Source organism: Wolbachia endosymbiont (group A) of Machimus atricapillus (genome assembly GCF_964027095.1).
Taxonomy (GTDB): Bacteria; Pseudomonadota; Alphaproteobacteria; order Rickettsiales; family Anaplasmataceae; genus Wolbachia.
This window is the reverse complement of the sequence record NZ_OZ034727.1, coordinates 909,408-933,958: the sequence shown is the minus strand read 5'-3', so window position 1 is coordinate 933,958 and position 24,551 is coordinate 909,408. Positions and strand designations below refer to the sequence as shown.

General features: G+C 35.8%; 22 protein-coding genes and 5 pseudogenes. 10 read left to right on the top strand and 17 right to left on the bottom strand.

The features are described 5' to 3' along the window. Positions 1-569: 569 nt before the first annotated feature. From AAGD68_RS04550 to AAGD68_RS04540, 3 genes and pseudogenes are all read right to left on the bottom strand, one after another. Positions 570-704 carry a hypothetical protein gene (locus tag AAGD68_RS04550; protein ID WP_265017381.1) on the bottom strand — a complete coding sequence of 45 codons (135 nt, stop codon included), beginning with the start codon at positions 702-704 and terminating at the stop codon, positions 570-572. Positions 705-837: 133 nt separating this feature from the next. After that, on the bottom strand, positions 838-1,041 hold the full coding sequence (locus AAGD68_RS04545) for a hypothetical protein (RefSeq protein WP_309166368.1): 204 nt from the start codon (positions 1,039-1,041) through the stop codon (positions 838-840). A gap of 293 nt (positions 1,042-1,334) precedes the next feature. Continuing rightward, positions 1,335-2,350 (bottom strand): annotated as a pseudogene (locus AAGD68_RS04540) (IS110 family transposase). Between the two features lie 223 nt (positions 2,351-2,573). On the opposite strand from AAGD68_RS04540, the pseudogene AAGD68_RS04535 reads away from it, so the two are divergent. Next, a pseudogene (locus AAGD68_RS04535) lies at positions 2,574-3,119 on the top strand (IS256-like element ISWpi15 family transposase); the annotation flags it as partial. Positions 3,120-3,121: 2 nt separating this feature from the next. After that, positions 3,122-3,337, top strand: coding sequence for a transposase (locus tag AAGD68_RS04530; RefSeq protein WP_410529953.1), 216 nt, complete (start codon positions 3,122-3,124; stop codon positions 3,335-3,337). Between the two features lie 47 nt (positions 3,338-3,384). On the opposite strand, the pseudogene AAGD68_RS06775 reads toward AAGD68_RS04530, so the two are convergent. The 6 genes and pseudogenes from AAGD68_RS06775 to AAGD68_RS04505 all read right to left on the bottom strand — a co-directional run bounded on the left by AAGD68_RS06775 (position 3,385) and on the right by AAGD68_RS04505 (position 8,333). After that, positions 3,385-3,769, bottom strand: a pseudogene (locus AAGD68_RS06775) (transposase). A 217-nt stretch (positions 3,770-3,986) separates the two neighbouring features. After that, entirely contained in the window at positions 3,987-4,865 is an 879-nt protein-coding gene (folD, locus tag AAGD68_RS04525; RefSeq protein WP_253309370.1) for a bifunctional methylenetetrahydrofolate dehydrogenase/methenyltetrahydrofolate cyclohydrolase FolD, read from the bottom strand. Beyond that, positions 4,849-5,514, bottom strand: coding sequence for a UbiX family flavin prenyltransferase (locus AAGD68_RS04520; RefSeq protein WP_265044976.1), 666 nt, complete (start codon positions 5,512-5,514; stop codon positions 4,849-4,851). Before AAGD68_RS04520 ends, folD begins: the two co-directional genes overlap by 17 nt. After that, positions 5,507-5,773, bottom strand: coding sequence for a DUF2312 domain-containing protein (locus AAGD68_RS04515; RefSeq protein ID WP_064125346.1), 267 nt, complete (start codon positions 5,771-5,773; stop codon positions 5,507-5,509). The genes AAGD68_RS04520 and AAGD68_RS04515 overlap by 8 nt, the downstream gene beginning before the upstream one ends. 13 nt (positions 5,774-5,786) lie before the next feature. Next, positions 5,787-7,070, bottom strand: coding sequence for an HlyC/CorC family transporter (locus AAGD68_RS04510; RefSeq protein WP_341814145.1), 1,284 nt, complete (start codon positions 7,068-7,070; stop codon positions 5,787-5,789). Positions 7,071-7,154: 84 nt separating this feature from the next. Beyond that, positions 7,155-8,333 (bottom strand): aspartate aminotransferase family protein, encoded by a 1,179-nt coding sequence (locus AAGD68_RS04505; RefSeq protein WP_253309373.1) that lies wholly within the window; start codon positions 8,331-8,333, stop codon positions 7,155-7,157. Positions 8,334-8,607: 274 nt separating this feature from the next. On the opposite strand from AAGD68_RS04505, the gene AAGD68_RS04500 reads away from it, so the two are divergent. Then, positions 8,608-9,780 carry an NADH-quinone oxidoreductase subunit D gene (locus AAGD68_RS04500; RefSeq protein WP_253309374.1) on the top strand — a complete coding sequence of 391 codons (1,173 nt, stop codon included), beginning with the start codon at positions 8,608-8,610 and terminating at the stop codon, positions 9,778-9,780. A gap of 18 nt (positions 9,781-9,798) precedes the next feature. Here the strand turns inward: AAGD68_RS04500 and recJ are convergent, their stop codons facing one another. After that, on the bottom strand, positions 9,799-11,538 hold the full coding sequence (gene recJ / locus AAGD68_RS04495; RefSeq protein ID WP_264687720.1) for a single-stranded-DNA-specific exonuclease RecJ: 1,740 nt from the start codon (positions 11,536-11,538) through the stop codon (positions 9,799-9,801). 127 nt (positions 11,539-11,665) lie between these two features. On the opposite strand from recJ, the pseudogene AAGD68_RS04490 reads away from it, so the two are divergent. After that, positions 11,666-12,601 (top strand): annotated as a pseudogene (locus AAGD68_RS04490) (IS481 family transposase); the annotation flags it as partial. Positions 12,602-12,691: 90 nt separating this feature from the next. Beyond that, positions 12,692-13,858, top strand: a complete 1,167-nt coding sequence (locus AAGD68_RS04485; RefSeq protein WP_253309957.1) for an aspartate kinase — start codon at positions 12,692-12,694, stop codon at positions 13,856-13,858. A gap of 179 nt (positions 13,859-14,037) precedes the next feature. Here the strand turns inward: AAGD68_RS04485 and AAGD68_RS04480 are convergent, their stop codons facing one another. The 3 genes from AAGD68_RS04480 to AAGD68_RS04470 all read right to left on the bottom strand — a co-directional run bounded on the left by AAGD68_RS04480 (position 14,038) and on the right by AAGD68_RS04470 (position 15,130). Then, positions 14,038-14,526, bottom strand: coding sequence for a transposase (locus AAGD68_RS04480; RefSeq protein WP_151807721.1), 489 nt, complete (start codon positions 14,524-14,526; stop codon positions 14,038-14,040). A 158-nt stretch (positions 14,527-14,684) separates the two neighbouring features. Further along, positions 14,685-14,978: a transposase gene (locus tag AAGD68_RS04475; protein ID WP_265044985.1), complete on the bottom strand. Its 294-nt coding sequence runs from the start codon at positions 14,976-14,978 to the stop codon at positions 14,685-14,687. After that, a complete protein-coding gene (locus tag AAGD68_RS04470; RefSeq protein WP_264735643.1) occupies positions 14,963-15,130 on the bottom strand; it encodes a hypothetical protein in 168 nt (55 codons plus the stop codon). Before AAGD68_RS04470 ends, AAGD68_RS04475 begins: the two co-directional genes overlap by 16 nt. A 61-nt stretch (positions 15,131-15,191) precedes the next feature. Here AAGD68_RS04470 and AAGD68_RS04465 point away from each other — a divergent pair, with 61 nt between their 5' ends. The 5 genes from AAGD68_RS04465 to AAGD68_RS04445 all read left to right on the top strand — a co-directional run bounded on the left by AAGD68_RS04465 (position 15,192) and on the right by AAGD68_RS04445 (position 19,437). Continuing rightward, positions 15,192-15,383 (top strand): hypothetical protein, encoded by a 192-nt coding sequence (locus tag AAGD68_RS04465; protein ID WP_341814144.1) that lies wholly within the window; start codon positions 15,192-15,194, stop codon positions 15,381-15,383. A 138-nt stretch (positions 15,384-15,521) separates the two neighbouring features. Then, complete coding sequence (locus tag AAGD68_RS04460) at positions 15,522-16,700, top strand: hypothetical protein (protein ID WP_265044988.1); 1,179 nt, start codon at positions 15,522-15,524, stop codon at positions 16,698-16,700. A gap of 174 nt (positions 16,701-16,874) precedes the next feature. After that, on the top strand, positions 16,875-17,090 hold the full coding sequence (locus tag AAGD68_RS04455) for a hypothetical protein (RefSeq protein WP_264688148.1): 216 nt from the start codon (positions 16,875-16,877) through the stop codon (positions 17,088-17,090). Positions 17,091-17,260: 170 nt separating this feature from the next. Further along, on the top strand, positions 17,261-18,364 hold the full coding sequence (locus AAGD68_RS04450; protein WP_265044992.1) for an ankyrin repeat domain-containing protein: 1,104 nt from the start codon (positions 17,261-17,263) through the stop codon (positions 18,362-18,364). Between the two features lie 95 nt (positions 18,365-18,459). Beyond that, positions 18,460-19,437 carry a hypothetical protein gene (locus tag AAGD68_RS04445; protein WP_264735336.1) on the top strand — a complete coding sequence of 326 codons (978 nt, stop codon included), beginning with the start codon at positions 18,460-18,462 and terminating at the stop codon, positions 19,435-19,437. Between the two features lie 89 nt (positions 19,438-19,526). Here AAGD68_RS04445 and AAGD68_RS04440 read toward each other — a convergent pair whose 3' ends face one another. The 4 genes and pseudogenes from AAGD68_RS04440 to AAGD68_RS04425 form a co-directional block, all read right to left on the bottom strand. After that, on the bottom strand, positions 19,527-21,791 hold the full coding sequence (locus AAGD68_RS04440) for a hypothetical protein (RefSeq protein WP_341814143.1): 2,265 nt from the start codon (positions 21,789-21,791) through the stop codon (positions 19,527-19,529). Beyond that, entirely contained in the window at positions 21,782-22,513 is a 732-nt protein-coding gene (locus AAGD68_RS04435) for a hypothetical protein (protein ID WP_265044997.1), read from the bottom strand. The genes AAGD68_RS04440 and AAGD68_RS04435 overlap by 10 nt, the downstream gene beginning before the upstream one ends. Next, the gene (locus AAGD68_RS04430; RefSeq protein ID WP_265044999.1) at positions 22,483-23,550 is read right to left on the bottom strand and encodes a hypothetical protein; all 1,068 of its coding nucleotides are present in this window, start codon (positions 23,548-23,550) and stop codon (positions 22,483-22,485) included. The genes AAGD68_RS04435 and AAGD68_RS04430 overlap by 31 nt, the downstream gene beginning before the upstream one ends. A 236-nt stretch (positions 23,551-23,786) precedes the next feature. Continuing rightward, positions 23,787-24,332 (bottom strand): annotated as a pseudogene (locus tag AAGD68_RS04425) (IS256-like element ISWpi15 family transposase); the annotation flags it as partial. Positions 24,333-24,551: the final 219 nt, after the last annotated feature.

Below are 24,551 nucleotides of genomic sequence, written 5' to 3'. Positions count from 1 at the left end.
TTGGGAATAGAAACGAAAAAACTTCCTTGACAAACTCCGCCAGCCCCCTTATCATGATAGTGAAGGTATTCAGTTATCTTCATCTGTGCAGATTAAACAGCAAGAAAACAACGTAGTTGGCGTCTTATTTTTAATTTTTTGCACTATGTGCACCTTATATCTTCACAACATTTCTGGGTTTTTACCTATATAAGCTGAAACGCGCTTATAAGTCGTTTAAGACAGTATAGTACGCCAATTTGCAGGATTAGAGAGTGACAACTAGCTAACACGGGGTTTCTTTTGCCTTTTTTTCTGCTTAGTAAATTTCTTAAACATTTAAACTAAGGTGAGTTGCATTTAAAAGCAGCTAAATTGCGGTGTTTAAGACTTAAAAAACGCTAATACTGAAAATAGACAATGACTAGGGCTTCTTTTGCCTTTTTTTTCGTTTGGTAAATTTCTTAAATATTTATAGCTAAACGACAATCTTCATCTCGCTGCTTGTTAGCGGGATCTATGTTAAGAGATACCGCGAATGAATCGCGGTATGACGTAGGACTGCTGTCATTCCAGTGCTCCTTTTTTTGTCATCCCAGTGCTTGACACTGGGATCCAGTTTTCCATATAATCTCATCGAAAATGTTGTAACCACTTTCTATGCTAGTTTGCTTGCTTACAAGCAAACTTTTCTGGATCCCAGTGTCGGGGCACTGGGATGACAAAAAAGGGACTACTCGGATGACAAAAAAAGAGCACTGGGATGACAGGAAAAGGGGCTACTCGGATAACAAGAAAGAGGCTACTCGGATGACACCCTGACAACCGTCATCCCGCTGCTTGTTAGCGGGATCTATGTTAAGAGATACCGCGAATGAATCGCGGTATGACGTAGGAATGAATCGCGGTATGACGTAGGACTGCTGTCATCCCAGTGCCCAGACACTGGGATCCAGTTTTCCATATAATCTCATCGAAAATGTTGTAACCACTTTCTATGCTAGTTTGCTTGCTTACAAGCAAACTTTTCTGGATCCCAGTGTCGGGGCACTGGGATGACAAAAAAGGGACTACTCGGATGACAAAAAAAGAGCACTGGGATGACAGGAGATACCGTCTTGTTAGTCAACAAAAAAATTATAAAAATTTCCCAAGTTGCATCATAAAATCAAAAAATACTTCCAATTGTGTAACAGTACACAGATTATAGTTAGTGGATATGTTGATAAGTAAATTAGTTTTATACGCACAAAACAGATGAAGTTTACTTATCAACATATCCACTAACCAACAACATTCAATAAATTTGTGTAAGATACCACTTTACATAAGATAGATAGGAAGCATTTTTGATTTTAAAGTACTAAACCTTCAGTCAACCTCCTAGCCCTGTAGTTTTTGATATGGTTAGGATCAAAAGCACTTTTGGATGTCAGAATACCGAAAATGATATGGAGTAGCTTACGCATTGCAGCACCAACGATGGCCATATTATGCTTACCCTTTTCCTTTAATCTTTGGCAAAAGCTCATAATGATAGGATTGTGATTCTTAGCTACTATGGCAGGAAAGAAAAGTGCCTTACGTAATGTTTGTGAACCGGATTTACTTAATCTGGGTTTGGCATATACAGAGGAACCTGACGTCATATTTCGTGGTATAACTCCTGTATATGCTGCCAATTGCCTGGCATCTCTAAAAACCTCTATATCAGAAACTTCAGCTAAAATAGCTATTGCTGATTCTTCTCCTATGCCTGGAATAGTCAATAGAAGTTGAAAATTTTCCAACAATTCTTTGTGTTGATTTAATAGTTCACGTACGGAGTTTTTTATTGTTTCTATTTTTTGAGCTATATTCATTGCAAGGTCTTCCCAAGCATTTGCAACTTCTTTAGGCAGTCTCTCTTTTTTTTCTAAGTGGTTATTTACTAATGTTAACTCATCTTTTAACGCAACTGAGCAACGATAAAGATGTTTTAATTTTTTCATTTCAGGAGAAGGTGGTGTCCAACTAGAAGGTTCCTGTCTTTGGCAATAACCAGCAATAACTTCTGCATCGGTCTGATCATTCTTTTGTCGTATCAGCTTACTCCTTGCATAAGATTTTATGCAATAAGGATTTACAACACTTACAAAATGTCCAGCATTGTGTAGAAATTCAGCCAGTGCTTCGCTATAACAACCAGTAGATTCCATGCAGGTTTTTACTTTTTCTACATTATGTTTGTGTAGAAAATTCAGTAGACTTTGAAACCATCGTTCTTAAAGCTTCTTTTTCTAGTTTCACGCTTTCCTTTTTTGCTTATAAATGAGAGAAAAACATCAAAGCGATCTTTTGATATATCTATGCCCAAAAAGTTGTTGATCATATATAACCCCATACGTTACCATTAAAAATGAAAAGTAAGGCTAACCTTGTGAATACAGAATTAGAACCATTCAGGTCTTTCTACGATACCGTCCAGCCTATACTTTTGAGAAGGGAATTCTTATCTCCTCTACAGATTTTATATCTAAGAAGAAGCACAGAGTTCCTCCCTTCTCCACCTAATGCTTAAGCTTAAAACATTAGATGCTTTTGACAAGATACAAGTAGAAGATATCCTTATTGCCTGCGTTGATGGGCTGAAAAGCTTTCCTGCAGCTATAAACAGTGTCTTTCCTAATGCGGAAGTGCAGATGTGTATAGTGCATCAGATACGCAACTCACTGAAGTATGTGGCCAGTAAAGATGCGAAGAGTTTTTTGAGCGATTTAAAGAAGGTATATCAAGCTTCAAGCAAGGAAATTGCCGAGAATTATCTGTTGGAATTGGATGAAAAATGGGGCACAAAGTACCCTATGGTTATAAAATCTTGGCAGAATAATTGGGAAAACTTGTCTGGTTATTTTAAGTATTCTGGTCCAGTTAGGAGGATAATCTACACCACCAATCCCATAGAGGGGCTACATAGGCAAATTAGGAAATTCACTAAGACCAAAGGCTCATTTACCAGCATAAATGCCTTGCATAAGCAGGTATATTGTGCTATAAAGAAGGCAGAGGAAAAGTGGACGATGCCTGTACATGATTGGGCATTAACTATCTCTCAACTTGATGTTTTCTTTCCTGGCAGATTGAAAATTGAGTTGAACTAAAAATGCGGTTTGACACAGTTTATTTAACACTCCCAATAGAAAGTGTTGGATGTAAAGTTTTATTTTTGCCGCCATACTCGTCTGATTTAAATCCAATTGAGAAGTTCTGGTTTGCCATCAAGCATGCCATAAAAAAAGCGCTGCCAAGCTTTTGGCCTGATATCAATTCTGCTATTGATTTTGTTTTTCAGTATTCAAGTAACCCTTTCTTGGGTTAGCTATAGGATCATCATCTATTCTTTTTTCTCTACAAGTATAGTATTTTCTAAAACGAATGATAAACGTCTAAAATGGTATTACCAACTAAAAGGTGTAAGTCTGTACATTGATGCATTAGAGGTCTGAGGCGACTTTTGATGGTGTGCCAACAATGCTCTATCGGATTTAGATCAGGTGAATATGTTGGAAGATAAAGCAAATGACAGCCAAAAGACTCTATTAATGACTTTGTTTTGGGAGTTTTATGGAATGTAGCATTATCCATAACTATGGTTGTATTACGCTGCAATTGTGGTTCGCTCTAACCATACATTAAATACATCTTTATTACACCCTCCTGTGAAGGTCATTGGTGCAATAAACTTCTTTTCAATCCATCCACCTATTATACTCACTCTTTCCCGCTTTTTTCCTGGAACATCAGCATATATTTTTTCTCCTCTTGGAGCTCGTGCATATTCTCAGTATAGAATATATTATACCTTTATCATTCGCTTTTGAAAATACTATACTTGTAGAGAAAAAAGAATAGATGATGATCCTAAATATTTAATAAATTTGACTACTGAGGAATTTCAAAAATCTCAATTTTTTATTAATTGTGAGATGTGGTACATTCTATCTTCATATAGCTTTCCTCTTCATACCTCAACTAATGAAATTAGAAGCATCAACTCCCTTCTGCAAGCAAGCAGCAATAACAGTGTTCATCATTAGAAATGCAATTGTCATTGGGCCAACGCCTCCGGGTACTGGGGTAATAGCTTTGGCTTTCCCTTTTATTCCCTCAAAGTCAACATCACCTACAAGCTCTCCTACATTAACACTATTTATGCCAACATCGATCACTATTGCACCTTTCTTTATCCAGTCTGCTTGAACAAAATTTGGCTTTCCGACTGCTGCAACTACTATATCCGCTTTAGAGCAATATTCAGCTAAATCTTTACTCTGTGAGTGCAAGATGGTAGCAGTGCAATTTTCCTGCAGCAATAGGTGAAACATTGGCTTGCCCACGATATTTGACCTACCAATCACCACTGCGTTTTTACCGGAAAGGTTCTCTTCAATTGATTTAATTAAATGCAAAGAACCTTTAGGAGTGCAAGGTATAAGGCAGTTTTTTTCACCTTTAACTAATCTACCAACGTTTTCATCGTGGAAGCCATCTACATCTTTTTCAATACTTACTGCGTTAATTACTCTGCTTGCACTAATATGATTTGGTAAAGGCAACTGTACTAAAATGCCATGCACAGATCGATCTTCATTTAACTCATTGATTTTTTCAATCAATTCATCTTCTGAAATATTATTAGGCAAAACAATGGTCTCAGAACTTATGCCTATTGATTCCGCTTTTTTCTGTTTGTTGCGAACATAAACCTGACTTGCTGGATTGCTGCCCACGAGAATTACTTTCAGGCAAGGAAAAATGTTATACTCTCTCTTTAAAATATCAATTTTTTGTGATAGCCTCTCACATAGGTCGTTTGCTATTTTTTTACCATCAATAATAATTGTCACTTCCTTGCCACTCCTTAAAGTCAGGTAATTTGATATCAAATAAATCCAATACTTTGCCAACAGAATGATTAATAATATCATCCAACGATTTTGGTTTAATATAGAAAGCAGGCACTGGTGGAGCAATTATTGCTCCCATCTCCATTAATTTTAACATATTTTGTAAATGCCCAAGATGTAGTGGTGACTCTCGCACCATAAGAATTAATTTTCTTCTTTCTTTTAGCGTTACATCTGCAGCCCTTGTCAATAGATTGGAAGTAACACCTGATGCAATTTCAGACATTGTCTTCATAGAGCATGGTGCTACAATCATTCCTGAGGTTTTAAATGAGCCACTTGCTATTTTTTCTCCTATTTTTTCTTCAGAATAGTAAAAATCTGCAAGTGATGTAATATCTTCAAGTTTTTCTTTAATCTCATGAGCTAGAGTTATTTTTCCAGCACGACTTATCACTAAATGAGTTTCATAACCAAATTTGCAGCGCGTGACGCTGGAATCTATATTTCTTTTTCCCTGGATCCCAGTGTCAGCTACTCGGATGACAGGGATAAGAGATCTATTAATATTTCTTAACGCCTCTAAAATACGTACACCGTAAATAGAACCAGATGCTCCACTTATTCCAATTACAATTCTGCTATTCACTTAACTCTTCTTCGTAGCTCATTCCCAATGCACGTTTATAGGTATCAAGCAATATTTCCTGTTCCTCTCTGTCATCATCATCCATCTTCCTCAGCCTAATAATTTGTTTCATCACTTTTATATCCCAACCTTCATCTGCGGCTTTTACATATACATCACGAATGTGATCTTGCACATCCCTCTTTTCTTGTTCAAGTTTTTCGATTCTCTCTATGTAACCCTTCAACTCTTCAGCCGTTATTTTTACTGTATCTTCCATGAAACTCCACTAATTAATTGCTGCTACTAGTATTACCAGTTTTTACTTGCACTTCAACAACAGTAATAATATTTTTATCTTTTTTTAAAATCTTAAAGCGAAAACCATACATGGAAAACTCCTCGCCTTTGTCAGGAATGCGCTCTATTTCATTCACAATCATACCTGCTAGAGTTGTAGCTTCTTCATCAGGGAGATTCCAGTGTAACTGCCTGTTAATGTCCCTAATAGTAGATTTTCCTTCTATGTAATACATATTGTCAGATATTTTCTTTATGAAATTCTCCGTGATCAAATCATGTTCATCCGAAATTTCTCCAACTATTTCTTCCAGTATGTCCTCAAGAGTTACAATTCCCTGCAGTGCTCCATACTCATCAATAACAAATGCAAGGTGTTTCCTGTTCTTACGGAAGTTATGAAGTTGCACGCTGAGCGGTGTACTTTCTGGTATAAACCAAGGCTTTGACATAACTTGGGTAATGTCAACTTCTTCCGCTTTATTATTCTTTTCACGCAAGGCATTTATTAGACCCTTCACGTGAATTACACCGATAATATCATCTGGTTCTTTTTGCCATAAAGGTATCCTACTATGACTGCTAGTTAAAATTTCCCTTATTAACTCTTCTTTACTTCGATTTATATCAAGAGAAAATAAATTTCTTCTATGGGTCATAATTTGTGATATTTCTGTCTCAGCCAAATCAAGTATGCTGCTTAGCATATCTAAATCCTGTTGTAACATAGTTCCTTCACTGCGGTGAAGAGTAATCATATTACGCATTGCATCCGCTGCAGATATTACTTCCTTATCTTTATGCAGCCCACATAATTTCAGGATGAGGTTAACAATAAATTGAATACCTAGCGTCAATGGAGAAAAAATCTTTACAAAAAACAATACAAAATAAGCAGAAAATGATGCAAATTTTTCAGGATTTTGAATAGCATAAGTTTTTGGTAGAACTTCGCAGAATAATAAAATACAAAATGTCATTATAATTGTTGATAGGAGAATGCCCTCATTTCCAAAAAGATTGATAAATATTGCTGTAAATAAAGCAGAGCAAGTAATATTAATAATTGTATTGCCGAGCAATACCGTTCCTATTGTCAATTCTTTCTTATTTAATAAGCGGTCTATTATCCTGGCTCTTTTGTTACCGTCTAGCTTTAGCTTATTAACTCGAGAACGGCTAATTGAGGTTAAGCCTATTTCTGCTCCTGAGAACAAAAACGATAAAATTAACAAAATAAAAATTGCTGATGATACTAAGACCAATAACCAATCCATTAAAGTACGATGTTATTGTGATAAAAAATAAAATTTTACATGTTATGAGAGGTATTTGCAAGCCTGAATTTATATTGCCGAATTTTATATATCTTTAATCTTAAAAAATAAATCATAAAGCATATTACACGCCGCATTCACATGCTCATCCTCAATGATAAGTGGTGGGGTTATCCTTACTACTTTGTTGTTTGAAACCCTAGTTATTATTAAACCTTTATCAAGAGATCGACTAATAACTTTATCAGCTACAGGAGTTGCTAGTTCTATTCCCATTAGTAACCCTTCTCCACGAACTTCTGAAATCATCTCAGGAAATTCTTTAGCTAAAGGCAACAGCTTTTCTTTTAAATATTTACTAATTCTCTTAACATGATCAAAAAAGCCTTCTTTTAGCATTATATCGAGCACTGCATTACCAACAGTCATGGCAAGTGGATTGCCACCATAGGTTGATCCATGAGTTCCTGGAGTGATTGCTTCTGCTATGTAATCTTTTACTAAACATGCAGCTAGAGGAAAACCGTTACCCATAGCTTTTGCACAGGTTAGCATATCAGGTTCAATGCCGACATTTTGATAATAAAATAAAGAACCGATGCGTCCATATCCGCATTGCACTTCATCAAAGCACAAAATTATCCCTTGAGCTTTTGTTATTTTCCTTACTTTTTGAAGATATTCTACGTCTAGTGGATATACTCCGCCTTCGCTTTGTATGGGCTCTAAAAACACAGCAGCTGTTTCATTGCTGATTTTTTTCTCCAAAGCTTTAATGTCATTTCTTGGCACTTTATCAAAACCAGAAAGAAGCGGAGCAAAACCTTCGCGTGATTTTTCACTGTTTCCAGCAGAAATTGCAGCAATACTGCGGCCATGAAACCCTCCTTCAATTGTAACAATACGATTACGTTTTGCTTGCCTTTTTGAATAAAAGTAACGACGAATAAACTTAATTGCAGCTTCTGTTGCTTCAAGCCCACTTGAGCAGAAAAAAACTTTATCTGCAAAAGTAAGGGTTGTTAAACGGTCAGCAAGCCTTTCTTGCTCGGGAATAGTGAAAATGTTAGAGCAGTGCCATAGTGAGCTCAATTGCTCTTTCAGTTTGTCTGTAATGTATGGATGACAATGCCCTAAAGAAGTTGTAGAAATACCTGCAGCAAAATCTAAATATTTTTTACCATCTTTGTCAAAAAGATATGCCCCTTCTCCCCTAACTATAGGAGTGTCAAGTCTATTGTACGCATTAACAACATGATCCATTTTATAAGTATTGTGGTATTATCTGTATTATACCTGAAATGAATCCATTAACACAAAGCTTTTCCTTTAACCTCTTATGCTACCTCAACTAAAAATTTGGCTAATGCAAACCTTTTTTGTCATTCTATAGCTAAAGTGACTTAGTTTTACCAACACTTATTAGCATTGTAAAAGTTTTTGTTTCTATTGAATGACAGTTGTAGCCTATGCAAGAAGTCTATTGACTTTGAGCGCACTTTAGCCTATACAATTTTAATATCTTAAACTACTGGACATGCCCGATCTAAAGACAATGATGTTAAATTTTGGCCCTCAGCACCCAGCTGCACATGGAGTGTTGCGCCTTGTTTTAGAGATGGACGGCGAAGTGGTTGAGAGAGCTGATCCTCATATTGGGCTTTTGCACCGCGGTACTGAAAAATTAATAGAACATAAAACGTACCTTCAAGCTTTGCCTTATTTTGATCGCCTTGATTATGTATCACCAATGTCACAAGAGCATGCATATTCACTGTGTGTGGAGAAATTGTTGCAATGCGAAATTCCAATTAGGGCAAAGTATTTACGTGTCTTGTTTTGTGAACTGACGAGAATACTAAATCATTTACTGAACGTCTCTTCTCAAGCACTTGATGTTGGAGCAATGACTCCCCTTTTATGGCTCTTTGAAGAAAGAGAAAAAATACTGGAATTTTACGAAAGAGCTTCAGGTGCAAGGTTTCACGCAGCTTACATCAGGCCAGGTGGAATTGCAGCAGATGTTCCAGAAGGTTTGATTGAGGATATTGCAAAGTTTATAGAGCAATTTCCAAAGTATATAGACGATGTTGATGAACTTTTAACAGAAAATAGAATATGGAAGCAACGCACTGTAGGAATTAGTGAAATATCAGTAGCGCAAGCACTTGATTGGGGCTTTAGTGGCCCAATGTTGCGCGCTGCTGGGCTTGCTTGGGATTTGCGAAAAAGCCAGCCATATGAGATATATGATCAACTAGATTTTGATATACCGATCGGCCAAAATGGCGACTGTTATGACCGTTATCTAGTTAGAATGGCAGAGATCAGGCAGTCTGTTAGCTTAGTGAAGCAGTGTATAGAGAAAATGCCTGAAGGGCCAGTAAAAACTGAAGATAGAAAAATTTCTCCACCGCCAAGAGCGGAGATGAAAAAATCTATGGAAGCTCTCATCCACCATTTTAAACTTTATTCGGAAGGGTATCATGTACCAAAAGGTGAGGCTTACACAGCTGTTGAGGCACCAAAAGGCGAGTTTGGAGTGTATATAGTTTCAGATGGTACCAATAGACCTTACAGATGCCGAATAAGAGCACCTGGCTTTGCACATTTACAAGCCTTAGATTTTATGGCAAAAGGACACATGCTTGCCGACGTTGCAGCAATTATTGGCTCACTCGATATAGTTTTTGGTGAGATTGATAGGTAATTATTGTAAAATAGCAACTCAACTAATGGTCAATACATCTTCTATTAAAAATTGTACAAATTCATTGCCATTCCAGTAATTCATAGAGATTTTACCCAAAATAGCTTTAACATTACCCTGCATGATAGCAGAGCCAAGATGAGTATTTGCAGAACGAAATGCAATAGCTCTTACCATAATATTATCATCAGCAATAAAACATTTTATATGGTCAACTCCTATAACTTCAGGCTTTCTTATCTTTGCTCCTTGGATAATAAACCTTGGTTCAGGATTCCCAACTCCAAATGGTCCCAAGCGTTGCAATTGATTCCATAAAGATAAATTTATTGCTTTAGCAGTTACTATACTATCAGCTTTTAAAGTTTTCTCATTTATAGAGTTTGAAAATCTTTCAGTAAAAAAATCATGCAAATCATTTATTTTGTCTTCTTTAATTGAAAATCCTGCCGCCATACTATGGCCACCACCTTCAATAATTAAATTTGTAAACTTTGCGGAAAGGACTGCAGCACCGATATCAACTCCCAAAATTGATCTACAGCTTGCTTTTCCTATTCCATTGTTTAAAGACATCACTATTGTTGGTAAGTGAAACTGCTCCTTTAGCCTCGATGCAATTATACCGATTATTCCCTGGTGCCAGTTGCCGCTTACCATTATAAAATTTACACCTAATTGGGCAAATTTTTCCGCTTGTGCTGTAGCTTCCAAGAGAGCCTCATTTTCTAACACTTTCCTTGCATTATTCAAATCTATTAATTTTAGCGCGATTGAATGTGCCTCTTCATCATCATCGGTGGAAAGCAACCTTGCACCGAGCGATGCTTCTCCAATTCTTCCTCCAGCATTTATGCATGGCCCAATACTAAACCCTAATCGTGAAACACTTGGTTTTTCAAGGATCCCCAAAGCATCAAATAAAACACGCAAGCCAACGTTTTTTCTTGCTGACATAACTTTTAATCCTTGTGAGACAAATGCTCTATTGAGGCCTGTAATCTGCATAACATCGCAAACAGTTCCAAGGGCAACTAAATCCAGCAGATCAAATAAATCTGGTTCTTTTTTGTTGGTAAAAAATCCTTGCTCACGTAGGCTTTTATTAAGAGCAATAATCAGCAGAAATGACACTCCAACTGCTGCAAGGTTAGTATAAGGAGAGCTTTCATCAAGGCGGTTTGGGTTAACAACTGCTACGGCGCTTGGTAACTTTTCCGTACCAAGATGATGATCGACAACTATAATATCAAGACCAAAGACCTTTGCATCTTCTATTGGTTGATATGCAAGCGTACCGCAATCAACGGAAATACATAAATCGATCCCGTTTTTTTTAAGTTGTAATAAAGCATCTGTGTTTAATCCATAGCCCTCATCAACACGATCTGGAATGTAGATTATAGAGTGTATATCGATTGCTCTCAGGTACCTGTTAATCAATGCTGACGACGTTGCACCATCAACATCATAGTCACCAAATATTGCAATGTTTTCATTATTTTTTATTGCCCGTATTATACGAGAAACAGCTTTATCCATATCAAGAAGGTGAAAGGGATCTGGTAATAGCGATCTGATTAGTGGATATAAGAAGTCGCTCGCATTTTCTATGTTAACACCACGAGTAACCAATATTCTTGCTAGTACTTCTGGCAACTCAAATCTCTGTATAAGAGTTAAGATTTCCCTTTGATCTGCTTCTTGCAACTTCCACAATGCATTTGTTATGCTGCGCTTTTCAATTTCAAGTAGCATATTCTTTGTAAATAAAACTACTTTACCAGAACTTTTAAACTTGTTCTATAATTGTATTAGATGCACAGTTCCAGAGTGTGATGGTATGATAAAATGTGAGAAAAAAATATCATCAAAGGGAGGAATTATGGGACAAGTATTACATGGGTGCGCCAGAACAACAGAGACAATTCGTAGAGCAATACAAAATAGTAAAGAGAGCATAGCAAAACTCTCCAAGTGTTATAACCTTAAACCAAAAACTATTATTAAGTGGAGAAAACGCTCATTTACCAAAGATGCTGGTATGGGTCCAAAGCATCCAAGATCAACTGTTTTAACTTTAGAAGAGGAGGCTATAATTGTTGCATTTCGTAAGCATACTCTATTGCCATTAGATGACTGTCTCTACGCTTTGCAAACCTCAATCCCACATTTGAGTCGCTCCAGCTTACATCGTTGTTTACAAAGGCACAACATTAGCAGACTACCAGATGTCGATGGTGAAGTTAAATCAAGAAAGAAATTCAAACAATATCCTATAGGCTATTTCCATATTAATATCGCGGAAGTTAGAACAGAAGAAGGAAAGCTGTATTTGTTTGTTGCAATAGATCAAATTCACCTACGTTGAGTTGCACAAAAGTGCTACAAAACCCATAGCTGCTGAGTTTTTAGGTAATCTGATTAGAATTTTACCGTATAAAATCCACACTATTTTGACAGATAATGGCATACAATTTACAAATCAGAAGCGCCATAAATACGCCTTCCAACACATATTTGATAGAGTTTGTGAAGAAATAACATTGAACATCGTCTGACAAAAGTTAGCCATTCTTGGACAAATGGACAAGTTGAACGTATGAATAAAACTTTAAAGAATGCTACAGTTAAGAAATATTACTATCGTTCGCATCAGCAACTTAAGGAGCATCTTTATGACTTTGTTATGGCCTACAATTATGCAAAGAGACTCAAAGCTCTTAGGGGTCTTACGCCTTTTGAATTTATATGTTCTCAGTTGACAAAGTCTCCTGAATTATTTATAATAGATCCACACCATCACACTCTGGAACCATACATCTTATACTCTACCTTAATTCTAGTTTCCGGACAACCTCTATCTCTACAAAAACTATATTTTTCTTCAGAAGAGAGTTATATTGTAACTATGGACAAAATAATCATAAAAAAATTTGGTGGGACTTCGCTAACTGATTTAAACCGAGTTGCAAATTTGATAAAAAACGATATTGAGAAAGGTTGTAATGTAATCGTTGTTGTATCTGCTGTTGCAGGATTTACTGACCAAATGGCTTTTCAGGCTAGGCAAATCTCAAATTTAAGTTGCAGACAAGAGTTATCAGAGTATGACGTTATGCTTTCAGCAGGAGAACAAATTTCTTGCGGTCTATTAGCTATCACTCTCCAATCGATCGGAGTTAATGCTAAATCGTGGCTTGCCTGGCAGTTACCGATTGTAACTGATGATTTTTATTCTGAGTCTAAAATAAAAACAATAAAGATTGACCGTGTGAAAAGATCTTTTGCTGAGGGTTATACTGCTGCGATCATCGCTGGTTTTCAGGGTATAAATGATGATAGAATCACTACTTTTGGAAGAGGAGGCTCTGATATATCAGCAGTTGCCTTCACGGTAGCCTTTGGTGTTAGAACTTGCGAAATTTTTACTGATATTGATGGAATATATACAGCAGACCCGAGAATTGTTCCAAAGGCACGCAAGCTCAAATTTATCTCTTACGATGAAATGTTGGAAATGTCGTCATCTGGTGCTAAAATACTGCATAATCGTTCAGTACAACTTGCAATGAAGCATAACATTAAAGTGCAAGTGCTATCCACTTTTAAAGAAGTAGAAGGCACCACAGTACTACACAAAAGGGATGTACTAGAGAGATACTTAATTACTGGAATAGCTTATAGCACTAATGAAGCTCTTGTAACTTTCACTAACCTTGCAAATAACTTGCGTACTTTAAGAGATATAGTAGGGGCAAACGTTAAAATTGATATGATACATGGGTCAAGTTTTGTTATCTCCAAATTTGATATTGATTTAATGGAAAAGTTACTGAATAAGAATGAAAATTATGCTATAAACGATAATGTAGCTAAAATTTCAATAATTGGTATTGGTGTTATGTCTAACACTGAAGTGATGCACCGCACACTCAAGGTTTTAAGCGAAAAAAAGATAGAAATACTTGCTATCACAACATCCGAAATCAAAATCAGTATAATTGTTCAAAAAGAATACGTTGTAGCTTTGGTCAAAGATTTACATACTGAGTATGAGCTTGATATGCAACACTAGGATAGGCTCGACGTCCACAACTGTACGAACATTGCAATTTGGGCCTACCAAGGAGGGTGTCATTCTCCTGTCATCCAAGTAGCTGACACTGGTTCCTTTATGACGGTGTCATCCCAGTGCCCAGACACTGGGATGGCTTTGTTGCATCACACTTTATGAGATGGTGATTTATGGTAAATTCATGTAACTATCTCAAATTTAGCCATACCAATATCAGTGAATTTATTAAGCAAATAGCATTTGATTAGCAGTTCTTTTTCTCGATTTATCTCAGATTTATTCCTAAAACTAAATCCGAATATTTGCTTTAATCTTGAGAAAAACCCTTCAATATAAGATCTTTTCCCATAATTTACTTCTTTTTTCCATTCTTTCATGCCATCTTCACCGTATAATTTTATTAACCTAATAGCAGCATTCCTGTCAGACATATAATCTATTTCTGGATGTTCTGCCGCATTGTTTATTGGTGGAATTTTTGTCTTTATATCATATTCGTTACACAACTTATAAAACTTGTGCCTATCACATGCTCTATCTGCATATAGTGCTTTTATGGCATGCTGAAAATCAACTTCTTTTAGCAAATCACAAGCTCCATAGTGATCAGAGTAGACACCGTTACTGTATTTTACAGCTATGGCTTTTTTGTTGTTTATATTCAACATTACGTGCAATTTTCTCGTTTGCTCATAGCCACGATATTTTCTGTCAGTGCTATTTTCCTTGCTGTGTGTTGTTGTATATACTAATTCCTGTACTGTCTATAGCAATTTCGATATCTTCCATATTATTTTTATCAATTCTGCAATCATTTATCTTAATATTAAGTTTCTTTTGATGCTTGTGAATAGCTGATAACTGCCAAATCTCTTCCTATTTGTTGCAAATACCCTTTTATAAACCCGACTGTTTGTCTTAAACCAATTCTAAAGAAACTGACGATTATATGCACCAAAATCAGAACTTTATCACTATAAATATAGTTGCCGCCCTGCATTTTTGGACAATTCTCGTACCAATTTTCTATGGCGTCATTGATATAACAAAAAATGCTTCCTCTTTCTTGGAGAAATTTGTTATATTCATGGCAGTTACTGACTCTCATTTTTTGTGGCATATTTTTTCTTCAACAGTTAAATGGCTATTTATAATGAATTTTGTCAGTAACTGCCAGTTCTTTTCACTTGAGCGATGCAACAAAGCCATCCCAGTGTCAGCTACTCGGATGACATCATAGGGGCGCTGGGATGACACCCTGACAATCGTCATCCCGCTACTTGTTAGCGGCTAAGAGATACCGCGGCGGTATGATGTAGGGGTTGCCGAGAACTTGTCATTCCAGTGCTTGACACTGGAATCTAGTTCTTATTGTACATTTACTTGGTGTAGAGTTAAGTTTCCTGGATCCCAGTGTCTGGGCACTTTAGACAATGTTACAAAAAATAATATCATAGAATTCAATAGGATAATTCCTAGAGAATTACTCATCTACAAAAAGCCAAATCGTGTTAATGCTGTTTAGATGTAAAAGATAAGCTAAATCTTTACAGGGAATTTAAAACAGTAGAATACCTTTGATTGAAAGAAAGCACCAACTTTATGGGGTGAGCAACTGCAACTACTACCACTAAATCAATAAATCTTAATAGGGGAAAACATTATGAAAACGTCAAAACTGACATTAGTATGTGATATATATGAGTTAACAGATAAAGATAGAAAGAATATACAAAAACTAGCAAGAAAAATAGAAGAAGGGGAAGGTGTTGCCGAAAAGTTCAAAAATGGAATATTCAAAAAGTCCAGCTATAACGCAAGCACGATTCTTTTAGCAAAAATAACTTACGAGTATCATGGTAGAGAGGAGACGTTGTCACTACTACATTATGCTATAAGTCATAAAAATAATCAAGCTGTAAAAGATCTTTTAGAAGAAGCCAAAAAACAAAAACTATTAAAGGAAGTTCTGAATGAAGAGATGACCACAAAACATTCAGATGGTCGGGAAGAAATTCATACAATACTTACAGATGCTATATCACGTAGAGACAATGACATGATTAGAGCAGTGTTAAAGATCTCTGAGGAAAATGGTATTTTGAAAGATATTCTAAAAAAGAGAATAATTATAAAACATTCAAATAGCAAGGAAATGACTTACACCCCATTCACCTATGCTGAAGCGTGTGAAAATAGTGAAGCTGTAAGAGAACTGGGAAATATTCTTAATAAGAGAGCAACCCAGCAGCCCACTGTTGTAACAGCCAAAACTACTACAGCTAGAAGTGAAAAAGTGCTTCAAGATACTATCGGTAATATCGAGGCACCGGCTAACGCATATGAAAATAATAATGAAAGTAGTCTTGAAGAATCTATAGAACATAAATATCTTGAGCCATGCGAAAATAGTAATGAAAGTAATACAATAGCTATAGAGCACATCGCTGCTTCAATAGAAAAGCTTGATAATACTGGAATATGCGAAAAAAATGAAACTGCTGTAACAGAAACTGACATACAAGAACCAAATGCTTCCAACAGCCTTTCTTCTGCTGCATGTTTTGATAATGGATCTAGCAAAGAAAATACTGCAGACAAAAAAGAAAAACCATCAATGCAACAAAGACGAGCAATCTTGGCTGGTAGTGTTGGTGCGGCGTTACTAGTCAGTAGTGTTGTAGCTTATATATTGAAAATGTATGCCATAGCGATTATTGGGGGAAGTGTTGGATTAGCGTGTATAAGTTTTGCGTTGTATGATGCACTAAAGCCCAGCACACAGCTCGAGAAAGTGGAAAATGTAGAGCAACTAGATGTTAAATCTCTTCCTAGTTTGTGAAGGAAATGCTCTACCGAAATTAATATATTGATATCCTTACTATTATTAATAACAAATAAATATTTAAAAAATTTCTTGACTTCCGCCAAAATAGATGGCTTTATGCCAATACTACTAAGAAAATAGTAGTAAACATTAAAAAAAATTGAAGCGTTAATTAGTGAGGATTTTTACATGAGTAATAATAACAATAACCGAGAATCAGTGTTAGCACGACTACTATCAAAGACCCCTGAGCAGCTAAAACTATACTGCAAACTGCTCGATAATGAGAAAAGACAAGATCTTTATCAAAAGGTGCTAAAGGAAATGCGTGAGAACCCAGAGGTTAATCAGGTGAAGAAGCTGAACGAAATAGCTGCTGTTATAGAAGAGGCCATTGAAGAGTGAAGAAAGTGAGTTTATTAATTAATACATATAAGATATTAACACGATTAGGAGTATCCTCATGAGAGAGAATAAGCAGTGCATATAGGAATTTATACGGGTTTTACAGTTAATAAAAAAATAATGTTTGTGTCTGTAGAATGGAATAGTTTTATTAATTTAGTGAGGTTGGTATGTGTAATATCATAGAAAAGTATTTAGTAGATAAGAAAGATGTTAATGTTAAGAATGATGAAGGGAATACGCCTTTGCATTTAGCTGTGGAAGAAGGTAATCTTGAAGCAGTTAAACATCTTATAGAAAAAGGTGCTGGTATTAATGCTGTTAATAGGTATGGATATACTCCTTTGTATATTGCTGCTTATAAAGGTAGCACAGATATAGCTGTATATCTTGTAGAGAAAGGGGCTAATGTTAGTGATAACATTCTACATGAAGCAAGTAACTTAGATATAGTAAGACATTTTATAGCAAAAGGAGCTAATATTAATGCTACTAAAGAAAATGGTGAAACATTTCTGCATATAGCTGCTATAGACGGTAAGTTAGAAATAGTTCAATATCTAGTGGAAGAAAAAAACTTCAACATAAATGCAGCAAACAAGAAGGGTAATACTGTTCTGCATCACGCTGCTCATGGTGGTTGTGAGAGAACAGCTAGATATCTAGTAGAAAAAGGAGCAAACGTGAAAGCAACTAATAGACATGGGATAACACCCTTGCATATAGCTGCTTTTTGTGGGTACTCATATGTGGTAGAAAATCTTATAGAAGATGGTGCCGACAAGAATGCCATTAGTAGCAATGGTTGTACGCTAGCACATTATGCAGCTATAGGCGATGAGTCTGGTATGTCATGTGTCCTTGAATATCTAGTAGAAGAAGAAGGAATAAATTTTAATGTCACTGATAATCTAGGTAGTACACCACTACATTGGGCAGCTTATTGGAATAATAGTGAAGTAGTAGAGTATCTTGTGGAGAAGCGAAACGTGGATATAAATGTAACTGACAATGAGGGCAGAACGCCTCTATATTGGGCTGCTTACCACGCTAACATTGATTTAGTAAAATATTTCATAGAGAGAGGAGCTGAAATTAAGGCCACTAAGAAATATGGGAATACACCATTACATTATGCCCTTAATGGTCAATGGAATGATGATTATTTAGAGGTAGTTGAATACATAGCAGGAACAAGAAAATTAACTATTCCCGAAAATGTTGAAAACGTTGAGAAGGACAGCTTGGACATCATCAAATATGATTTTTACTGAAGTCTTACTCTCTTACGGTAGTGCAAAGGAAAGTCTCCTTTAATAGAATCTTAGGTTAAAGAGTATATCTTTTCTTGAGATTCTTTTAAAGAGACATGACTAATGACACAAAGTTAACAGACTACGAAGTAGGGAAAAAATTAAAACATGAGAGGGAAAAGAAAAGATATACTCAGGCAGGTCTAGGAAGTAAAGTCGGAGTATTAGAGAAGCAAATGTCCAGATATGAGCGAGGGGAAAATCCGATTTCAATCATTATATTCTGTATGATAGTAGTGGAACTAATGATTGATATGGCAAAACTACTGCCTGAATCGATGGCATCAGAGAAAGGTGAGGTAGAAAAAACATTAAATCTAGTTAGAGAATGTAAAAAATTTAGGAACCAGGAATTATGTAAGATAGCCTCTGCATTAAATAAATCTATCCAGGTGGGGGAAGAAGAAGGTAAAAAAGCAGGAAAGATTAAAGTAGCAAAGAATTTACTTAAAGCGGGTATTTCTGTTGATATCATTCTCCAAACAACAGGCTTGTCTAAAGATGAACTTGAGAAACATAATAAAACAGAGATAGTTAATTTTATAGCCTATAAAACAGGGGAAAATATGAAAGACTGGAGGCTAGCAAGAGGACGTTCTCAGGAGGATTTAGGAAATGAAGTCGGTTTAACAGGTGGTCAAATACGACGCTATGAGCAAGGAACACATATCATGACAATAGGAAAACTATGTAACGCAGCAGACAAATTATCAACGCACGCTCAAACTCTACTGCCGAAAATTAGTGAACTAATAGAAAAAGGCAATGTTGAAATTGAAAGAAGTAATGAGGATAGAGAAGGAGAAAATGGAGTACTAGATTTAGTGAGAGAGTATAATAAAATTGAGGATGAAGAAATACGTGATAAATTTTATTCATTAATTATGTCAGTATCTAAAAGAATACAGATTGATAAAGAAAAGGGTAAAAAAATAGGGAGAACAGAAATGGCAAAAAATCTACTTGAAGTGGGTATTCCTACCAATGTAATATGTCAAGTGACTGGCCTACACAATCTTGAAGCTATAAGATAATTTCTTTAGAAAATCTCTTAAACCATTAACCTAACATTACCTCCTTTCACACTTGTGCCATTTCCGCTTAACTTGCTACGCCTGTCAGATTAACGACATTGTGATCTGCTGTCTATTTTAATATCACTATCGTTATAATATAAAGAACTTAATGACTGACTGTGTGGAATTGGTTGCACTTTACTTAACCTGCTACTTGGACCTGACTGATCGTTATTGCTACTGCCAGAACTTGACAGGCTTGACGACCTACTACGCGACATTGGCAGCACATTTGAATCATTGGCAGCTTGAGCATTTGGTTTTTGTTGCTGATCAAATTTAGCATTAGAAGCCTGAATAGCTGATTCTTGTTGTTGATCGTTAGTACCTTGAGCATAGGGTTGTTGTTGGCTAGTACTTGCCTCTTCATTCTGAGCTATTCTGCTATATCCTATATAGTTAAACAATTCTTGCGTAAAGTTTTGTAACTCTTTTCTCGTTTTTCTACTCTCTTCTGTAGATCTCCTACATTCTTCTTCAAGTTTTGCATTCCCTCTTATGACCCTATCACAATCTTCTCGAAGCTTCTTATTCTCTATTCTAGAGCTCTCTATATAAGTGTCAGTATCAGCTATAGACTTCTCTGCTCTTTTCAATACATCATCCATAATCTTTGTCCATTTAATGTACTCTTCCATAATATATTTTCCAACACCACCTTCTATATAAGAATCAGGTTTAAATTTATGTGCTAAATTATTCTTGATTATTTTTATGATTTCAAAAAATCTATTTCTCACTTTTTCATGGCTGATTTCCTTATTACCTGTTATTTCAAGGATGTCTCTTACTTTTTTTCCGTATTCATTATTGCCGTTAAAATACGATGCTAAACAATGCGCATAACCGTATAACACCCTTTCTTGTTCAAAATTAATCTCTGAATTTTCCTTCGTTTCCTGTGATGAATTCCCTTCCAGAAGGAAAGAAAACCATGATTTCTTCTCTTTGTTTTTCTTTTTTTCTACGTTAACACACATCTTACTGCACATCAATAAAACGCTAACATATTCTATAAACGGTAGCACAAAATATTCATCCGCATCTTCATAAACTCTGGGAGGTTGAAACTTTTTTTGTAAGGAGTCTGTAGCAAACTCATCTAATTCTTGCAACATATCCAATTGCATTTCACTCTCAATTAACATATTACATATTGAAGAATATATACCTTTCAGTGCTTTATCTTTCTCGCACACTTTCCCACACTCTTTTTTTACTTCATTAAACTCTTTAACTAATTTTTTATATCCCTTAACACACATGCTTAAATAGAGTAGAGCATCATCTCTATTTCTTTTATTATCCAACTCATCATTAATAAAGCTTTCTATACCACATTGGCCTGCCTTTAAAAAGCTATTTATGTTTGCTATTATTTTCCCTTGTTTAATTTCTGACACTCTAGCTAATTTATTTAATATTCCAAAATTCAGCTTGTTTACCTCATCTTCATTTCCTAGTAAACTAATTTCCATTTTTGCATAAAACCCATACTTATAGTCAACATCAAGATCCTTTAAAAATGCTTTAGTAAGGCTATTTAATACCGTTCTTGTTGTACCCAGTGCGGTTTGCATCTCTTTAGCTTGTGCTACTTCTTCATCAGAGCCACCTCTATTTTGAACTCTATCAGGGTGATACTTTAAAGACAAATTCCTGATTTCCTTATCAGCATCCTTAACACGTTGTTCATGTTCTTTTTCATCCTTTATATGCCTTCTTACCTCTTCAAGACTAACGTCAAGTTCTTGTAGCAGCTTAGGTAAACCAAACAATTTTAATACATCACCCAGAGTCATCAAATCAGGTCCTTTATTTAAATTATCAGAAATATTAGTCGATGTTGTTGGTACTTCTTGACTTCTGTTTCTTGCTTGATTTCTGCCTTCAAAACTTCCCTTTTTAAACATACAACCCCCATAATAATTTGTAACTAAACTGTTCCATTGTAGAACCCGGCAATGAATCAAAACTGAAGTAAATAGACCCAAAACTATCTTCCAAAACCAAGAATAGTTCCCATATTCTCCTGCCCTCTGACATTGTTTCTTATCTATTTGAGCATCTTTTAGCTTACCACTCCACGGCCACCACCAATACAACTTTTCCTCACCAAAAGCCTCAAGCAATGTTATACACTGTTCTTTTATTCCTTCAGAAAACTTATCTTCTAAAAGTTTTTTAGCATTAAAGCCTTTCTTTTTGCATAAACTCTCAAGCAGAGTGGGGCCAAAACCCCACCATAGTACTCTATATTTTCTCTGCCCAGCAAGAAAATTAATTGCTTCTTCTTGCCACATTAACGACATTGTGATCTGCTGATTATTTCAACATCACTATCGTTAGAATGTGAAGAATCCAGTGACTGACTGCGCGATATTGGCTGCACTCCACTTAGCTCGCTACTTGGATCTGGCTGATCATCTGCTTGGTTTGCAGGCTGTTGCTGGCTAGATGAGCTACAACTAAGTTTGTTGCGTTGTTCTTTAACACTTTCAATCATTTTTTTTAACCTTTCCTCCCTTTCTGCACTGGCTGCTTCCTCACGTTCTAAATGTCCTATTAAGAACTCTGAATCTTGCCTACAAGACTCTGAAGCTTGTTCACAAAGCTCTGAAGCTTGTTTATAAAATTCTCCTTGCTCGCGAATTTGTTCGCACATCTCTGATACTACTTCATTCCGCTCCAAATGCACTTCGTAAAGTTGCTCATTGTATTGCCTCAGATCTTTACAAAATTCATCACCCAAATTTTTCATTGTCCTCAGAAAATTCATCTGCACTTCTGCAACTTTTTCATAAAAATCCTTTTCAGGCTGAAATTCCTTTTCTAGACAATTTGAGTATACATTGATTATTTGAACAAGCAGCTGTAATGCATGTTCTTTATCCAATGAGTTAATATGCAAAAGCTTAGCAGCTAATTTTCCATTTTCCTCATTTCCATAGCAATAATATGTTACAAGGTAATGAGAAAGTTCATGCAATGATAAAAAGCTATTTAAATTTCTAATAACCTTGTTATCAGCCACAGTTTTATATATCGTTTCATTACTAACAAGCTCTCTCCCCTTTTTGTATTAACTATCTCATTACATATAGCTAAAATGTTAGTATACTCTATAAACGGTAAAGTAAAATCTTTCTCTGCTTGTTCGTAACTTCGTTTATCATTAATGCAATAAGAATATTCGTGATTTATTAAATGACCAGAAACTTTATTTAATATTTTACCCTGAGTTTTACACTCTTCTAACATCTGAGTTGCAATAGGTTCCATGCGATCATTTTCTTTGCATAGATCACAAAACAACTCTAGATTAGTACGCAATTCTTCATAACCAATTAAATAACTTTGAAAATAACATTCAGCATTATCTTTTTCTTTTTGGAAGTGGTCCACATTATTTGAGATAAAACCTTTCATGCTAGCTTGACTTGACCTTAAAAACCCATTGAGATCAGGTACCAACCTCTCGTACTTAATATGAGATAACTCGCCTAGCTTGTTTAGTACTGTGTAAGTTATGTTTTTTAATTTTTCCTTGTTACCTAAAAAATCAACTCGTACTTTGCTAAAATAGCTGTATTTAAAATTATCACATTGGGAAAAGTTTTCATTAAAATGCTTCAATATACTTCGTATGTCATCTAATTTTGCCTGTATTGCTTGAGCTTTTGGTCTTTCTTCTTCAGGTATACTGTGCCATTTTGGCGAGTTAGGATGATATTTTTTACAAAGTTGTGTAAGTTTCTTGTCAACTTGTGTTTTAAAATATTCCTTGTGGTTTTCTATAGTTCTCTTTCCCGCTTTAACGTCCTTTAGATCATCATCAAGCTCAGACAACACGTTATCAGATTTAAGTATCCTGAGCGTATCTTCCAAAGTCATATGATCTATTACTGTTAAATCATCTTGCCTCTGTTCTCTTTGAGAATTAGATGCAGTAGGAATTTCTTTATCCTTACGTTCTACACCTTGAGAATTAAGTGATACATTAGGAACTTCTTTATGTTGTACACTTCCCATACCAGTGCTACTAGCACCACCATTTTTATTTGGTAACATTTTACTACCCTCCTTTTTCCATTTAAAAAAATACATTAACAATAAAATAAGCAAAAGAACCACTAATGCTACAATTAATAAGAGGACTACAAGATCCCTATTTTTCACAAAAACCCCCTTATAACTATAACATTATAAATCATCTGCTGAGGTTATTACTTACGTGATTAGACAATACAGGCTCGTCTATATCAGAGCTTGGGGGAGTGTTAAATAAACTGTGTCAAACCGCATTTTTAGTTCAACTCAATTTTCAATCTGCCAGGAAAGAAAACATCAAGTTGAGAGATAGTTAATGCCCAATCATGTACAGGCATCGTCCACTTTTCCTCTGCCTTCTTTATAGCACAATATACCTGCTTATGCAAGGCATTTATGCTGGTAAATGAGCCTTTGGTCTTAGTGAATTTCCTAATTTGCCTATGTAGCCCCTCTATGGGATTGGTGGTGTAGATTATCCTCCTAACTGGACCAGAATACTTAAAATAACCAGACAAGTTTTCCCAATTATTCTGCCAAGATTTTATAACCATAGGGTACTTTGTGCCCCATTTTTCATCCAATTCCAACAGATAATTCTCGGCAATTTCCTTGCTTGAAGCTTGATATACCTTCTTTAAATCGCTCAAAAAACTCTTCGCATCTTTACTGGCCACATACTTCAGTGAGTTGCGTATCTGATGCACTATACACATCTGCACTTCCGCATTAGGAAAGACACTGTTTATAGCTGCAGGAAAGCTTTTCAGCCCATCAACGCAGGCAATAAGGATATCTTCTACTTGTATCTTGTCAAAAGCATCTAATGTTTTAAGCTTAAGCATTAGGTGGAGAAGGGAGGAACTCTGTGCTTCTTCTTAGATATAAAATCTGTAGAGGAGATAAGAATTCCCTTCTCAAAAGTATAGGCTGGACGGTATCGTAGAAAGACCTGAATGGTTCTAATTCTGTATTCACAAGGTTAGCCTTACTTTTCATTTTTAATGGTAACGTATGGGGTT

Excerpts from the sequence above, each read along its gene's own strand:
- AAGD68_RS04500 (WP_253309374.1), top strand. The coding sequence starts at position 8,608 with ATGCCCGATCTAAAGACAATGATGTTAAATTTTGGCCCTCAGCACCCA.
- AAGD68_RS04460 (WP_265044988.1), top strand. The coding sequence starts at position 15,522 with ATGAAAACGTCAAAACTGACATTAGTATGTGATATATATGAGTTAACA.
- AAGD68_RS04470 (WP_264735643.1), bottom strand. The coding sequence starts at position 15,130 with ATGACGATTGTCAGGGTGTCATCCCAGCGCCCCTATGATGTCATCCGA.
- AAGD68_RS04430 (WP_265044999.1), bottom strand. The coding sequence starts at position 23,550 with ATGTTACCAAATAAAAATGGTGGTGCTAGTAGCACTGGTATGGGAAGT.
- AAGD68_RS04485 (WP_253309957.1), top strand. The coding sequence starts at position 12,692 with ATGGACAAAATAATCATAAAAAAATTTGGTGGGACTTCGCTAACTGAT.
- AAGD68_RS04515 (WP_064125346.1), bottom strand. The coding sequence starts at position 5,773 with ATGGAAGATACAGTAAAAATAACGGCTGAAGAGTTGAAGGGTTACATA.
- AAGD68_RS04450 (WP_265044992.1), top strand. The coding sequence starts at position 17,261 with ATGTGTAATATCATAGAAAAGTATTTAGTAGATAAGAAAGATGTTAAT.
- AAGD68_RS04480 (WP_151807721.1), bottom strand. The coding sequence starts at position 14,526 with ATGTTGAATATAAACAACAAAAAAGCCATAGCTGTAAAATACAGTAAC.
- AAGD68_RS04510 (WP_341814145.1), bottom strand. The coding sequence starts at position 7,070 with ATGGATTGGTTATTGGTCTTAGTATCATCAGCAATTTTTATTTTGTTA.
- AAGD68_RS04505 (WP_253309373.1), bottom strand. The coding sequence starts at position 8,333 with ATGGATCATGTTGTTAATGCGTACAATAGACTTGACACTCCTATAGTT.
- AAGD68_RS04530 (WP_410529953.1), top strand. The coding sequence starts at position 3,122 with ATGCGGTTTGACACAGTTTATTTAACACTCCCAATAGAAAGTGTTGGA.
- AAGD68_RS04440 (WP_341814143.1), bottom strand. The coding sequence starts at position 21,791 with ATGTCGTTAATGTGGCAAGAAGAAGCAATTAATTTTCTTGCTGGGCAG.
- AAGD68_RS04455 (WP_264688148.1), top strand. The coding sequence starts at position 16,875 with ATGAGTAATAATAACAATAACCGAGAATCAGTGTTAGCACGACTACTA.
- AAGD68_RS04475 (WP_265044985.1), bottom strand. The coding sequence starts at position 14,978 with ATGCCACAAAAAATGAGAGTCAGTAACTGCCATGAATATAACAAATTT.
- recJ (WP_264687720.1), bottom strand. The coding sequence starts at position 11,538 with ATGCTACTTGAAATTGAAAAGCGCAGCATAACAAATGCATTGTGGAAG.
- AAGD68_RS04445 (WP_264735336.1), top strand. The coding sequence starts at position 18,460 with ATGACTAATGACACAAAGTTAACAGACTACGAAGTAGGGAAAAAATTA.